The following is a 13,004-nucleotide window of genomic DNA, read 5'->3' on the forward strand; positions in this document are numbered from 1 at the left end:
ACACCATTAAAGACTTTTAACAACGAGCATCCAACATCCAACATCAAGCAATCCATGAATTTCAATGACCTGTTCCACTTTCTGGAAGAATTGCAACAAAACAACAACAAGGAATGGATGGATGCGAACCGTAAATGGTACAAATCCCTCCGCAACGACTTCATCGCTTGGCTGGACGATTTGGATATGACAATGGCCCAGCTCCATGATGATTATTACCCAACTCCCGGCAAAAAAGGCATCAATCGTGTCAACAATAATTTGATGTTCCACCCTAACAAGCCCATCTACAAAGACCATTTTGGGGCAGGTTTGGACAAAGCCCCCAATTCTGCCGATTTTTATATCGAAATTGGACTAAAGCACTGCTTGTTGGCAGGTGGTCGCTGGCGGCCCGATTCCAAAACGCTGCGCAGTATCCGCGATGCCATCGATTATAATGGTGAAGAGTTGCAAAAGATTTTGGACAAACCATCCTTCAAAAAAATGTTCGGTGGACTCTACGATGATGAAAAACTGGTGTCATCGCCCAAAGGGTTTTCCAACGACCACCCGTATATCGAATTGCTGCGCAACAAAACATTCGCTGTGGAATATCAATTGACCAGAGCCGACGTCCTCAGCGATGATTTCAAGGAAAAAATCGTTGCCGTATACAAGGAAATGCTTCCCTTTAGGCAATATTTAAATCAAGCTGTAACTGTTTAGTCAAGTTCATCCGAAGCCTGGATCAAACGTGCGGATAGGTCGGGACGTTCCATATCCTTATCGTACGGAAACATGGGCCTAATGATTCTTTTATGCCCCAAACGCTCCAAGTCTTGATCTACGCCGCCGGGAGTCAACATCATGATCCAGTCGCCACGCATGTTGTACAGTTCGGGTACCAAATAGCCAATTTTTACCACGATGATATCGGTTTCACTCGGGGTAAGTTCCAAGTTGGTGAAATCCGATTTTCTGTGGTATGGTTTCCTCTTTTTTGTCACGATGATATGAGCATTGTCCACTTTTACCACGACCTCGGTCTCCGCATGAACGTCGCCATGTTTTATGGCGGTCACTTCCCCCATCAATTCTAAAGGCGAAGCGTATCGGTCATCTATTTCAGCGCCTACTGGAGCACTAACTTCTCCACCAATTCCAACTTTTAGAGCTTCCTCAACCAATTTGGGCCCTGGAATGGATGCGTAAATCAAAGATTTGCCATCTGGCACATGGAATTCTTTACGTTTTAAAAGTTCTGTCAAGGTCCAAGTGACGTCGCCAGCACCACCTGCGGTGGGGTTGTCGCCCATATCGCTCAACATAAATGGTTTTTTGTCGCTTGCCAGTGCAATTTCCAAAGCTTCGTCGTAAGGTTTGGTTGGAGCAACAAATTCAAACTCCTCGCGTACATCCCAAAAACTACTGGCCAGTTTTTCCGCCCCTTCGGTCACTTGTTTTTGATCATCACCGGTCACCATGACCACGGCATGGTTTCGAGGCTCATCCGCCCAGGCGTAGCCAATCCAAATGGCAGCATCGATCACACCTTCTTTTTGTTCTACTTCGGGCACTTGGGCGTACAGACTTTTCCCGGGCTCCACTCGGGTACTCGTTTTTTCTCCCGGGAGCAAGATGGGTACGGGAACCCACGCTTTATATTTTGGTTTGCCTTTTCCGTTTTCCAATCTAGTGACCAAGTTTTCCACGGCTCTTTTACGTGATTCCGTGGCATCCTCATGGGGAGCCATACGGTAACAAGTAATCAAATCAGAATGCTGAGCCAATCGTTTCGAAACATTTCCGTGCAGGTCCATGGAAGTGGAAATCAACACATCAGTACCGACCACTTCACGGATTCTCTTAATGAGGTCGCCTTCGGGGTCGTCCAATCCAACAACACTCATCGCACCGTGAATATCAAAAAAAAGACCATCATAGGGCATGTTTTCTTCCAGCATGGTCAGGGTCTTTCCTACCAACGATTCATAGGCTTCACGGGTAACGGTTCCGCCCGGCAATGATTTCCCCACTAAAGTGGGAACCCATTCGGCCCGTTTTCTCAGGGAAGAATCAGCATCCATAAAAGGATAACGGTTGAATATGGAGTCCCCGATTTTGGGATGGAAGGCTTCTTCATGGGTTAGGGCGGGTGAAAAGGTACTTGATTCAATCCCTAGGCCTGCAATGGCTATTCGGGGCAGTTTTTTTTCAGTGTTCTTTTCACAACTTATCAGAATGGCAAAAAGAAATAGATAAAGTAGAGGCTTACGCATATTATTAGGTTTGGTCGGTTTCATCAAAGCATAAATATCGACATTATTGTGATGGTGTCAAAAGGAGAAGTGATTCATCCGGATAAATGGATTAGTATTATATTTAGAAAAATTTATGCATTTTGGCTAACGACAGAATCAGAAACATGCAGCGGGAGCTGCTTTCGGATAATTGGTACACGCTTGAGAAAATCTCTTTTGAATATTTACGGGATGATGGTGTTTGGGAAAAGCAAACCCGCGAAGCTTATGACCGTGGCAATGGTGCCGCTATCTTATTATATAATGTTGATAAGGGAAAGGTAGTGCTCACTAGGCAGTTCCGAATGCCCACATATGTAAACGGTAACGATGATGGGATGATGATCGAGGTGTGCGCTGGACTGTTGGAAAAGGGCAATGCCGAGCAGACCATCAAAATGGAGGTCGAGGAAGAAACTGGCTATAAAATTGATATGGTGAAAAAGGTTTTTGAATCCTACATGTCACCGGGTTCGGTTACGGAAATACTCCACTTTTTTATAGGGGCCTACGAAGATGGGATGAAAATAAGTGAAGGCGGTGGTGCGGATGATGAAACGGAGAACATTGAGGTGTTGGAGCTGGATTTTGAAAAAGCCATTGCCATGGTGGAATCTGGTGAGATACGGGATGCCAAAACCATCATGCTGCTACAATATGCCCAAATCCAAGGAATTTTTGATCAGTAGTTTTTGTGAAGACTTTTTAATGTGGCATACATTGTTTGCCTGACTTCTTTGGAAGGCACCCTAAAATGGTTGTTCATAAAACTGAAGATGAGCAATTTGCCCGATTTCGTCTTCACATAGCCACTTAAATTATAATTGTTGCCCACCGAACCAGATTTCGCAAATAGAAAAGGCTCTGTGGAGGAGTCTTCCCATTGATCAACAGTATTTTCGGGTCCCCACATCGGAAAAATTCCGAATAGGCGTTCTTCCGGGGTTTCATCGTACATTTTTTGGAGGATTTGGACAAAGGACCTCGGTGTAAACAGATTATATCGGGAAAGCCCGGAACCATCTACCCATCGCGGTTGCTGTTTCAAGTCCTTGAAATGATTGTCCAACATATAATCAATGGCATTTTGGGTGCTCAAGGTATCGGAGACAATTCCCGACGCTGCCAACAATAATTGTTCCGCCAAAAAATTATCGCTCTTCAACAACATTCTTTTATAAATGGAGTCCGTTTCAATGCCGTACAATGTTTGTTTTTCGCCTTCGGGGAAATGTTGGGTCAAGAAAATCTCTTTTCCCGTGGCTATTTCCAATAAATGTTTCGTCAAACTATCACTGGTCATATAAGGAACTTCCAAAGTGTCCTGCTCCATTGGGGAAATATAGAATTGGTTTTTGAACTCCACTCTTTTTATGGTTGTGTCCTTTACCATGGTTTGGTCTTCAAAATATTTTGGGGAAACCTCTAAATCACCTTTGTTTGAAATGGTAGCTACATTTCCGTAGAGTGGCAACGTAGATTTCTCGGGCGAAAAATAGGTGTCGTAATCTTCCCATGCCCAGCCGGGTCCGTATCGTTGCTCATCATGATTTTTGGTGTAGAGTGCAATGGTTTTTTGATTTTTGAGCCAATTTACCGCAGTACTGTCATTAAAATAAGGGTGAAGCCAAGATGGGTCACCAGTTCCTTCCACAAATACGGTGTCATTGACAATCAAATATTTTAGAGTAGGGATGTTTTTGGGAAGCAAATTAAGGCCTGTATAGAAAGTCACAATCTTAGTGTTGCTGGCAGGGGTAAAGTATTTATCCCCGTTCAAATTATAGACTTCTTTTCTACTACTTGCATCGACGACAACCAAACCATGGAAAGAATTTTGAAATTTGTCGTCCGCTATTTTTGAATTGAGTGTTTTCTTGATGGAACTGCAACTGGTCAGTAAGGTGGAAACTATAAAATATCTGAAAATCAGTTTTTTGAATTGGTTTTTATATATTTTGAGCATATGATTCTTTGGTCAGGTTTAACAACAAGATATTCAATTTTTAACTGGAAGTTAGCTTTTTTAAACCTCTTTTTTAGTAATTTAGGTCACAACCTATTTACCCAATTTAATCAAATTGATATGCCCAGAGCTATGTTAGATTACACCAAAACAATCCTTCAAAAGGTGAGTTTTGATGCTAAACTCTTCGCTAGGGAGCTTCAGAAAGCAATTTCTAGATTGTTACCCAATGAAGTAGAAGAATTGAAAATCTGGTTGCAATTTTACGTTGTGGACAAACCGGAATTACATTCAACAATTTTATTATTAAAAACTTAAACACTAACAAGGGCCGCTGAAAAGCGGCTCTTTTAATTTTTGGACAACGGACTGATGATTTTTACGTCCTGAAATGCAATTGCCCCACGAACAATACTGGAGATAACTTCTCTTAGGGCGTCGGTTATCTGTATTTTTAGTTCGCTTTTATGGTATATCATACTTATTTCTCGGGCAGGGGAAGGGGTTTGGAAAGATTTAAGGTTTATAATTTTTTCTTTATCCAACTGCAGGGTGTTTAAGTAAGGTAACAAGGTCATTCCCATACCTTCGTCAGCTAAGCTTACCAAAGTTTCAAAGCTTCCGCTCTCTATTTTAAAGTGTTCGCCACGTAGGTTTTTAGAAGCTTTGCATAAGTTGATTACACCTTCGCGGAAACAATGTCCATCTTGCAATAAGAGCACATCATTGACATCCAAATCACTCGTGGTAAGTTCATTTTCTGCAGCCAAGCGATGATTTTTTGGAACATATCCTACAAAGGGTTCATAATAAAGGGGTCGTTCTTTTATAAATTCAATTTCTAACGGAGTTGCAGCAATCCCGGCATCCAAATGTCCGTCCATAATATTTTTGATCATGGTTTGGGTGGACTGTTCCTTAATAATAAGGTTGACCTTTGGATATTTCTTAATGAATGCGTTCAAGAACATTGGGAGCAATGTTGGCATTACAGTGGGTATGATTCCCAAGGTATAGTCCCCACCGATATATCCCTTATCCTGATCTACAATATCTTTGATGCGCTCAGCCTCGGCAACAATGTTTTTAGCTTGGGCCACTATTTTTTTACCAACTTCTGTAATGGTTATAGGTTTTTTGCTCCTATCAAAAATCAGTACATCCAGTTCGTCTTCCAACTTTTGAACCTGCATACTCAGTGTGGGTTGGGTAACAAAGCTTTTTTCAGCGGCCAAGGTAAAGTTCTTGTGTTCGGCAACAGCTAACACATATTGAAGCTGGGTAATGGTCATTCAATTATAAGTTTAGGGTATAAAAGTATGAAAAACCATCAGGTTAATCTATAGAAAAAACGTAATCCTGAATTATTATAGCGGATAAAAAAAGCCTGCACTATGGCAGGCTTTCTTTTGATCGATGATGTTTTTTCTAGGCTAGAACCTAATGGTGAATTCCAAATCTTCCTCGCCAACAGTAAACTTTGCATTATTAAAGCTAGGTGGCCCCATGGTCATATCGTTACCGGACATGCCATAGCTTTCTTTGGGCATTCCGTTGGATTGATAGTCCATTCGATTGTTTTCATTTGCATCGTGCATGGCCATAATGGCATAATTGCCAGGCAATACATTGGTAAAAGTTAGTGTGACTTTACCCTCTTTAATTTCACTTTGTAAATTTTGTACTCCCTGTCCTTTCATAAAAGTTTCTTCTGTATGCAGACCTGCGAGAACTTTGCCTTCGTCGTTAGTAATATTATCAATGGTAACGGTAATATCCACGCCGGTTTTTTCTTGTGCTAGGCCAACGATGCTTACTAAAAATAGACTTAATGCTAGTGTTACAGTTTTCATAATGGTTGTTTTTGATGTTTTGTATGCTTCAAATCTCCGAAAGAAGAGGTTCTGAAAAAATTTCTACTTACCGAAATGTTGATTTTTTGGAGTGAACTGCAGTCGGAAATAAGGAAATCAATTCGGTTATAAAAATCTACAGTTGGGCATTTCCTTTTGGTTTGGCAACCTGCATCCAAGCAATTTTGTGGCATCAATCTAAACGATTAGTCATGAAAACCTTTATCAACATTATCACTTTTTTATTTTGCACTGGCACTATTTTTTCGCAGCGCACAATCTCTGGAAAAATCACAGATGCCAAAAACATCCCCATAGAAGGGGCCAATGTTTATTTGGAAGGCACTTACGACGGAGCCTCGTCAGACATCAATGGACATTTTAGCTTTGAGACAAATGAAGAGGGCACACAAACGCTTGTTGTTTCCATGTTATCTTTTGAGCCCCATTATGAGGTGGGTGACGTTTCCTATTTCAAAAATTTACACATCAAATTAATGGAATCCATAAATTCATTGTCAGGGGTTACTTTGACCGCCGGTACGTTTGAAGCCGGTAACAATTCCAAGGCATCCGTATTGAAACCACTCGATATCGTGACCACGGCTGGTGCAACCGGTGATTTTGTGGCCGCACTGCAGACTCTACCGGGAACAACAACGGTGAACGAGGATGGACGCTTGTTCGTAAGGGGGGGTACAGCGGGCGAGACCCAGGTATTTATCGATGGACTTCGGGTTTTTCAGCCATTCAACGCTACGGCCAATAATACACCTACCCGCGGAAGGTTCTCCCCATTTTTGTTCAAGGGTATATCCTTTAGCACCGGGGGGTATTCTGCAGAGTACGGTCAGGCGCTTTCCAGTGTACTATTATTGAACACTACGGATGTTCCGTTACAGGAGAAAACCGATATATCCATTATGAGCGTTGGGGGTGGGCTAGGGCATACCAAGATTTGGGGAGACCAATCGTTGAGTATCAACACCTCTTATATGAACCTGGCGCCTTATGAAGCCTTGATTCCTTCCACACAAGGCGTTCGTTGGAAAAGTCCTTATGAATCCATTTCGGGTGAAGCTGTCTTTAGGAGCAAAGGCGAAAAAAGCATGTTCAAACTGTACACGGGTTTTAACCATTCCAATTTGGATATTGAACAGGAAGACATCAATTTTGATGATTTTGTACGCTTTGGTCTGAAGAACAACAACTTATATTTTAACTCATCCTATAAATACTATTTTGAGAATGACTGGAGCCTAACATCAGGCGCTTCCATTGCATGGGATACTAACGATATTGGCATTAATGAGGCCAATGTTGACAGTAAGGAAACGTCTTCGCACCTTAAGGTAAAGGCTCGTAAAAACTTTAGCAATCGATATGATTTGAGCTTTGGCGCCGAATATTTTCATACCAAATTTGATGAAACTTACACAGATGTAAATATTGATGAATTTGAAAATAATTATACCGATGGACTTTGGGCCGGTTTTGCTGAATCCGATATCTATTTGAGCAACAAGTTTGCCATGAAACTGGGTGTTAGAGGCACACACAGTAGTTTATTGGATGAATTTAAATTGTCCCCAAGACTATCACTGGCATACAAAGCGGGCGAGAACGGCCAGTTTTCCTTGGCCTACGGTGATTTTTATCAAAGACCAATTGCGGATGTTGTCAAGTTTGATGAAAGCCTGTCCATGGAGAAAGCGTCCCACTACATTCTAAACTATCAACACATAAACAACGGTAAAACCTTTAGAACAGAGGTCTACCATAAGTCGTATGACCAATTGATAAAATATGATTCCGAGATGCCACAGTTTAATTCCGAATACAGTAATTCTGGAAATGGATATGCCCAAGGTATTGATGTATTTTGGAGGGATAGTAAGAGCATCGAAAATTTGGATTACTGGTTTTCCTATTCTTATTTGAATACCGAGCGAGACTACCAAAATTTTCCTGAACGGGCCACTCCCAACTTTGCACCAAAGCACAATGCTTCATTAGTGACCAAATATTGGGTGGACAAGTTGCGCTCGCAAGTGGGGTTGTCATATTCTTACGGTTCGGGAAGGCCTTATCACAATCCCAATAACCCTGGTTTCATGCAGGAAAAAACCAAATCGTACAATAACTTGAGCTTTAACTGGGCCTATCTTATCGACCAACAAAAAATCCTTTACTTTTCCGTAAGCAATCTGTTGAGCCTAAATAACGTGAGCAATTATCAGTATGCGAATACTCCGGATGTGGGAGGAGTGTACAATAGAAGGGCCATAACCCCTCCGGCGGATAGTTTTTTCTTTGTTGGTTTCTTCTGGACGATAAGTACCGATGGTAAAAGTAATCAGCTGGATAATCTATAGGCTACTGCTGCATTTTGAGGTAATAGTCGACCGAATGTCGACCTGAGCCATATACAATAAAGAATAAGGATGTTATCAAAACAATAATGGCCAACATTAGATAGTTAGTGTTCATTACTCCTAAAAAGTTAGTGAGGATAGCACCGAACAAAATCGGCAACTGTGCAATGGCGGCCCATCGGGTGAGTAAACCAACTGTAATTAGGATGCCACCCACAAAGTGTGCAGGAATTAGATAATGAAGAAATATCATCCCCCCTGGAATGTCTTGGAACGGTTTTGCCAAACGCTCCATTTCCTCATAATTGGACATAAACTCGATTCCCTTGACAAAAAAAACGACACCGAGTAAAACCCGGATTAAATCTAGTGAAAGATAGGTATGGGCATTGGCCCATTTGTTGAGCTTTTTTATGAGACCCATGGTGTTGAGGTTTGTGGATTGATTACATAAGGTACTCATTTTAAGTGATATATTTAATTTTTTTACATAAATGTTGATAATGATATTTGAGTTTTAAGTGAAATCAATTCAAAATATCAACGATGTCATTAAACGAACTTATATATGAAAGCAGTCACTCAAAGAATTTACCCCAAAATCAATTCCATCTGAATATCGCTGCGGGCATATGGGGATTTTACTTTGACCATTTCTACAAACCCCAACTTTTTGTAGAGCGACAATGCCGGCGCCAATTTTCTATTGCTCTCCAAAAATATTTTCTTGGCGCCCAATTGCTTTGCTTTCTCAATAATATGCTGGCCCAACAATTTACCTATTCCTTTTCCTTGGACCGCAGGTGACACACCCATTTTGGACAGTTCAAAATCGTATCCATTACATATACAGGGTATCAAGGCACAAACCCCTACCGGTCGCTCATTCAATAAGGCAACTGCAATATATCCACCTTTGTCCAAAATGTAGCCTTTCGGATTGTGTAGTGCGAGACGGTCCATTTCCTCAATTTGGAAATATTTGATGATCCACTCCTCGTTAAGGAGCCTAAAAGCATCTTTATAAGCTTCGGAATAGGGGACAATGGTAAAAGAGGCATCCATTTTGAGGTTATTTTTCGTTTTTGCCATTAAAAATAATTTGAATTTCAATAACATCCGTAAACTCAAAAGCACTTTTTATCGAAAGAAACTGCTTATCTATCAATTCACTATGCTGTTCAACGAAAAAATTACCGGTTGGACGATAAAATATTTAGTTTTACATTAGATTAGTCATAAAATTCTTACAAGGTCCCAAATCTTGCGAATGACAAACTTAAAAACATATTGGCCTGTCCCAATCGGGCAACTTAACCTACAAATTCCAATCGGCTATGGAGATAAAACTACCCAAGTTTCCCCAAACTACATTCCCGTACCCATTTGAGCGCTATCTATTTGCGTTCATGGTTCTTATTTTTCTTGGTCTTCCATTGCGGGCCCAAGAGCAAAATGGTCCCAATGTAAGTTACGATGTACCGTTTCAAAATTTGTTGAAATTCAACCGATTTTTGATCAATCCCACTTTTTCATCCATTCGGGAGGATAAATCGTACATCAATTTTTTTCATCGAAGTCAAAGTGCAGATTTCGCCAACAACCGCCAGAACTATTTTTTGAGTTATAGCGGCCGTCTGAACGATAGAATTGGCTTGGGCCTAAGCCTTTACAACCAGCGAGTTGGCATAATCTCCAATTTGGGCATAATGGCCAATTACTCCCATGGCATTCAGTTGGGGGAAGAGAGCAGCCTAACTTTTGGCGTGAATATTCCCTATTATGTGAGCAGTTATGACCCGAGTAGGGTTGTTGCCTTGGAAGATGACCCTTTTTTGAACGATGCTAGCGAAAGTTCCATTATCTCTTTTCAACCCGGATTGAACCTTAGTTTGGGGAAGTTTGATTTTGGCGTTTTTGCCCAAAACTTGGTGGACTTTAATTTAAAGTCCAGTGAATCGCTGACCCAGTTCAAACAAAAAACATTCTCTGGCCACATTCAGTATGTTCACCAAATGGAATATGGTAAGGGTATTTTTGAGGATGCGCGATTAATGCCCTTGGCAAGAGCCCGTTTTGAAGGCAGTGAAAATCCTGTTTTCGGAGGAGGAATCATTTTTGATCTCCCTAAACTAGGTTGGGTACAAGCGGGTTATGATCAATTTTATGGTGCATCCGCAGGAACAGGCTTCAATTTAAACCAGCGGTTGTCCTTTGGCTATAACTTTGAGAAGAGCTTGGTGAACAGCATAGCCAATCTTGGGGTTACCCACGAAATTTCCATTGCATACTCTTTTGTGCCCAATCTTTCCAAAAATACATTCGTCTCCAATGATGAAGAAGATGTAGAGAAAAAGAAAATTGAAAATACAGCTGTAGCGGACGCAGGGGAGGAAACCAAAAAGACCCAACAAAGCAGTAAACTGGATGTTGAAACCACTTTACGGCCTACGAATAAGGAAGAAAGGGCCTATTGGGAGGAGCGTGTTGCCGAATTGCAAGAAAAGCAAGAAGATAGCTATGCCGTAATAGACGATTTGCTCTACAAGGTAGATTCCATGAAGCAGAGCCGGGAGCAAGATATGGAAAAACGTTTTGAGATGGTGATGCGATTGGTAAAACGGCATAATGGCGACGATATTCCCGATATAAAGGATAAAGCCCAAAAGCTTTACATGGCCGATAGCAAAGACTTGGATTCCCTGTACAACGCCATTGATGCTTCTACTGAAACGGCTTTGGCCATGAATTTCAAACCGGCGCCAAAACAAGTTGAGAAGAAAAGCGAGGGGACCTTTAATGGTGGAGCATTCAAGCCCATTGAAAAATACATCAATCTTGAAGGTGTAGGGCAAGGACATTACATTGTGGCAAATGTGTTTAAAAATGAGACCTACCTGAAAAACTTCATGGAAGAATTGAAAAGCAAAGGTCTACAGGCACAATACTTTAAGAATCCGGATAACGGTCTAAACTATGTCTACTTGGCCAAGTACGAGGAAAACGAATTGGCCTACCAGGCATATCAATCAAAAATGAAAGGTAAGTACCAAGACGAAATTTGGATCATGCATGTGGAAAACCCAAGGTACGCCAACTGGGCGGATGCTATTTTTCAGGATATTGAATAATCAATCAAGACTTTTTGTCCCTCATAAAATCTGCAATGCCCTGGCTCCCTGAGTCGGGGCGTTCTTTTAGTTCAGATATTATTTTTTGATGATCATCGGAACGGGTCTGCGACAATTTATACGTTGCCTGTATATCTGAAACCTTAATATGAAATCCCACTACGCCCTTTACTTGACGCAGGGTTTTTGAAGACATATTTTTGAGTGAAATCGGGTTTTTGGAATCATTTTCATATTTATCTACCAATCGGTGCATGGCCGCCATGGTCTCTTCTTCCGTTAGAATGCTCAACTTCCCGTAAACGTGGACTGCAATGTAGTTCCAAGTAGGCACTTCTTCCTCTTTGTACCACGAAGATGAGACATAGGCATGCGGCCCGTTGAAAATGCAAAGTACTTCGGACTCATCCTTAAAATATTTCCATTGTGGGTTGGCTTTGGCTATGTGTCCGACCAAAATATCGTTTCCTTGCCCATCGGTTTCCAGTTCCAAGGGAATGTGCGTTCCCCATGGTTTATTGTCCACGATATTGATTAAAATCCCAAAACTGTTCTGCTTCAAAAAAGCTTTGATCTCTTCAATGTCATTATTGGTGTAATGGGGAGGGATGTACATGGGCGTGCTTAAATTTTAAATGGAAAGCTAAAATATAAATTAAGTTGCGACGGACTACGGTTCATCCCCGAATGTTCACAGTTGGGTAAACCTTCTTTTAAAAAATGCAGTCTTGCAATCATCTTTGTGGCATCAATAATCAAAAACAACAGTCATGAAAAAACTTATTTTAGCTATTGTACTCATTGGGTCAACATTGGTAAATGCGCAGGATCGCTATTCCAGCGGAATGGAAAAGGCGTTTGAATTATGGAAAAACCAAAAAACAACGGAAGCATCTAACCTTTTCGAGCGTATAGCCACAGCCGAACCAGATAAATGGCTGCCTTATTATTATGTATCACAAATCAATACAGTGATATCTTTTGGGGAGAAGGATGAGCAGAAATTGAGCAAGCAACTGGAAAAAGCCAAAGAATTTCTGGATGTGGCAAAGGCCATTTCCCCCAACAATCCCGAAATTTTGATTCAGGAGGCGCTTATTAATACCGCATGGATTGCTTTTGATGGAGTCACTTATGGTATGACGCTATCTCAGGAAAATGTTCAACTGTATCAAAAAGCAATGGAAATAGCCCCGGATAATCCCAGGGTGATACTTTCCAAAGCAGAATGGGATATGGGGTCGGCCCGTTATTTTGGAAAGGACATTACTCCCTATTGCGAAGATGTGGAAAGAGCCTTGGAACTTTTTGCTACCTTTAAATCCGAAACTCCGTTCTACCCGACCTGGGGAAAAGAAAGGGCGGAAGAGGTGTTGAAAAGTTGCGGTAAATAATCA

13 protein-coding genes are annotated in these 13,004 nt (G+C 41.3%); 6 read left to right on the forward strand and 7 right to left on the reverse strand.

Annotated elements, in window-relative coordinates; genetic code table 11:
- Nucleotides 1-54: 54 nt before the first annotated feature.
- Nucleotides 55-708 (forward strand): DUF2461 domain-containing protein, encoded by a 654-nt coding sequence (locus tag K1F36_RS05090; protein ID WP_220112834.1) that lies wholly within the window; start codon nucleotides 55-57, stop codon nucleotides 706-708.
- On the opposite strand, the gene K1F36_RS05095 is transcribed toward K1F36_RS05090, so the two are convergent.
- Complete coding sequence (locus K1F36_RS05095; RefSeq protein WP_220112835.1) at nucleotides 705-2,261, reverse strand: M81 family metallopeptidase; 1,557 nt, start codon at nucleotides 2,259-2,261, stop codon at nucleotides 705-707. The genes K1F36_RS05090 and K1F36_RS05095 overlap by 4 nt on opposite strands.
- Nucleotides 2,262-2,407: 146 nt before the next feature.
- Between K1F36_RS05095 and K1F36_RS05100 the strand changes: the two genes are divergently transcribed.
- Entirely contained in the window at nucleotides 2,408-2,971 is a 564-nt protein-coding gene (locus tag K1F36_RS05100) for an NUDIX domain-containing protein (protein WP_220113072.1), read from the forward strand.
- Here K1F36_RS05100 and K1F36_RS05105 read toward each other — a convergent pair.
- A complete protein-coding gene (locus K1F36_RS05105) occupies nucleotides 2,965-4,248 on the reverse strand; it encodes a D-alanyl-D-alanine carboxypeptidase (RefSeq protein WP_220112836.1) in 1,284 nt (427 codons plus the stop codon). The two genes, K1F36_RS05100 and K1F36_RS05105, sit on opposite strands and share 7 nt — an antisense overlap.
- A 120-nt stretch (nucleotides 4,249-4,368) precedes the next feature.
- Between K1F36_RS05105 and K1F36_RS05110 the strand changes: the two genes are divergently transcribed.
- Nucleotides 4,369-4,566, forward strand: coding sequence for a hypothetical protein (locus K1F36_RS05110; protein ID WP_220113073.1), 198 nt, complete (start codon nucleotides 4,369-4,371; stop codon nucleotides 4,564-4,566).
- 32 nt (nucleotides 4,567-4,598) lie between these two features.
- On the opposite strand, the gene K1F36_RS05115 is transcribed toward K1F36_RS05110, so the two are convergent.
- Both K1F36_RS05115 and K1F36_RS05120 read right to left on the reverse strand, forming a co-directional pair.
- Nucleotides 4,599-5,540: a LysR substrate-binding domain-containing protein gene (locus tag K1F36_RS05115; RefSeq protein ID WP_220112837.1), complete on the reverse strand. Its 942-nt coding sequence runs from the start codon at nucleotides 5,538-5,540 to the stop codon at nucleotides 4,599-4,601.
- A gap of 141 nt (nucleotides 5,541-5,681) precedes the next feature.
- Nucleotides 5,682-6,101 (reverse strand): DUF2141 domain-containing protein, encoded by a 420-nt coding sequence (locus K1F36_RS05120; protein WP_220112838.1) that lies wholly within the window; start codon nucleotides 6,099-6,101, stop codon nucleotides 5,682-5,684.
- A gap of 212 nt (nucleotides 6,102-6,313) precedes the next feature.
- On the opposite strand from K1F36_RS05120, the gene K1F36_RS05125 reads away from it, so the two are divergent.
- Nucleotides 6,314-8,476 carry a TonB-dependent receptor gene (locus K1F36_RS05125; protein WP_220112839.1) on the forward strand — a complete coding sequence of 721 codons (2,163 nt, stop codon included), beginning with the start codon at nucleotides 6,314-6,316 and terminating at the stop codon, nucleotides 8,474-8,476.
- A 1-nt stretch (nucleotide 8,477) separates the two neighbouring features.
- Here the strand turns inward: K1F36_RS05125 and K1F36_RS05130 are convergent, their stop codons facing one another.
- Complete coding sequence (locus K1F36_RS05130) at nucleotides 8,478-8,900, reverse strand: DoxX family protein (RefSeq protein ID WP_220112840.1); 423 nt, start codon at nucleotides 8,898-8,900, stop codon at nucleotides 8,478-8,480.
- A 167-nt stretch (nucleotides 8,901-9,067) separates the two neighbouring features.
- A complete protein-coding gene (locus K1F36_RS05135) occupies nucleotides 9,068-9,568 on the reverse strand; it encodes a GNAT family N-acetyltransferase (RefSeq protein ID WP_258538945.1) in 501 nt (166 codons plus the stop codon).
- A gap of 245 nt (nucleotides 9,569-9,813) precedes the next feature.
- Here K1F36_RS05135 and K1F36_RS05140 point away from each other — a divergent pair, with 245 nt between their 5' ends.
- Complete coding sequence (locus K1F36_RS05140; RefSeq protein WP_220112841.1) at nucleotides 9,814-11,607, forward strand: PorP/SprF family type IX secretion system membrane protein; 1,794 nt, start codon at nucleotides 9,814-9,816, stop codon at nucleotides 11,605-11,607.
- Between the two features lie 4 nt (nucleotides 11,608-11,611).
- Here K1F36_RS05140 and K1F36_RS05145 read toward each other — a convergent pair whose 3' ends face one another.
- Nucleotides 11,612-12,223, reverse strand: coding sequence for an FMN-binding negative transcriptional regulator (locus K1F36_RS05145; protein WP_220112842.1), 612 nt, complete (start codon nucleotides 12,221-12,223; stop codon nucleotides 11,612-11,614).
- Nucleotides 12,224-12,377: 154 nt separating this feature from the next.
- Here K1F36_RS05145 and K1F36_RS05150 point away from each other — a divergent pair, with 154 nt between their 5' ends.
- Complete coding sequence (locus tag K1F36_RS05150; RefSeq protein ID WP_220112843.1) at nucleotides 12,378-13,001, forward strand: tetratricopeptide repeat protein; 624 nt, start codon at nucleotides 12,378-12,380, stop codon at nucleotides 12,999-13,001.
- Nucleotides 13,002-13,004 lie beyond the last annotated feature (3 nt).

Origin of the sequence: Flagellimonas abyssi (genome assembly GCF_019457905.1) — a bacterium.
GTDB classification, from domain to species: domain Bacteria; phylum Bacteroidota; class Bacteroidia; order Flavobacteriales; family Flavobacteriaceae; genus Flagellimonas; species Flagellimonas abyssi.

Bases quoted from the DNA above. Each gene is read 5' to 3' on its own strand.
- K1F36_RS05090 (WP_220112834.1), top strand. From the start codon at position 55: ATGAATTTCAATGACCTGTTCCACTTTCTGGAAGAATTGCAACAAAAC.
- K1F36_RS05120 (WP_220112838.1), bottom strand. From the start codon at position 6,101: ATGAAAACTGTAACACTAGCATTAAGTCTATTTTTAGTAAGCATCGTT.
- K1F36_RS05135 (WP_258538945.1), bottom strand. From the start codon at position 9,568: ATGGCAAAAACGAAAAATAACCTCAAAATGGATGCCTCTTTTACCATT.
- K1F36_RS05145 (WP_220112842.1), bottom strand. From the start codon at position 12,223: ATGTACATCCCTCCCCATTACACCAATAATGACATTGAAGAGATCAAA.
- K1F36_RS05105 (WP_220112836.1), bottom strand. From the start codon at position 4,248: ATGCTCAAAATATATAAAAACCAATTCAAAAAACTGATTTTCAGATAT.
- K1F36_RS05110 (WP_220113073.1), top strand. From the start codon at position 4,369: ATGCCCAGAGCTATGTTAGATTACACCAAAACAATCCTTCAAAAGGTG.
- K1F36_RS05100 (WP_220113072.1), top strand. From the start codon at position 2,408: ATGCAGCGGGAGCTGCTTTCGGATAATTGGTACACGCTTGAGAAAATC.
- K1F36_RS05125 (WP_220112839.1), top strand. From the start codon at position 6,314: ATGAAAACCTTTATCAACATTATCACTTTTTTATTTTGCACTGGCACT.
- K1F36_RS05115 (WP_220112837.1), bottom strand. From the start codon at position 5,540: ATGACCATTACCCAGCTTCAATATGTGTTAGCTGTTGCCGAACACAAG.
- K1F36_RS05150 (WP_220112843.1), top strand. From the start codon at position 12,378: ATGAAAAAACTTATTTTAGCTATTGTACTCATTGGGTCAACATTGGTA.
- K1F36_RS05140 (WP_220112841.1), top strand. From the start codon at position 9,814: ATGGAGATAAAACTACCCAAGTTTCCCCAAACTACATTCCCGTACCCA.
- K1F36_RS05095 (WP_220112835.1), bottom strand. From the start codon at position 2,261: ATGCGTAAGCCTCTACTTTATCTATTTCTTTTTGCCATTCTGATAAGT.
- K1F36_RS05130 (WP_220112840.1), bottom strand. From the start codon at position 8,900: ATGGGTCTCATAAAAAAGCTCAACAAATGGGCCAATGCCCATACCTAT.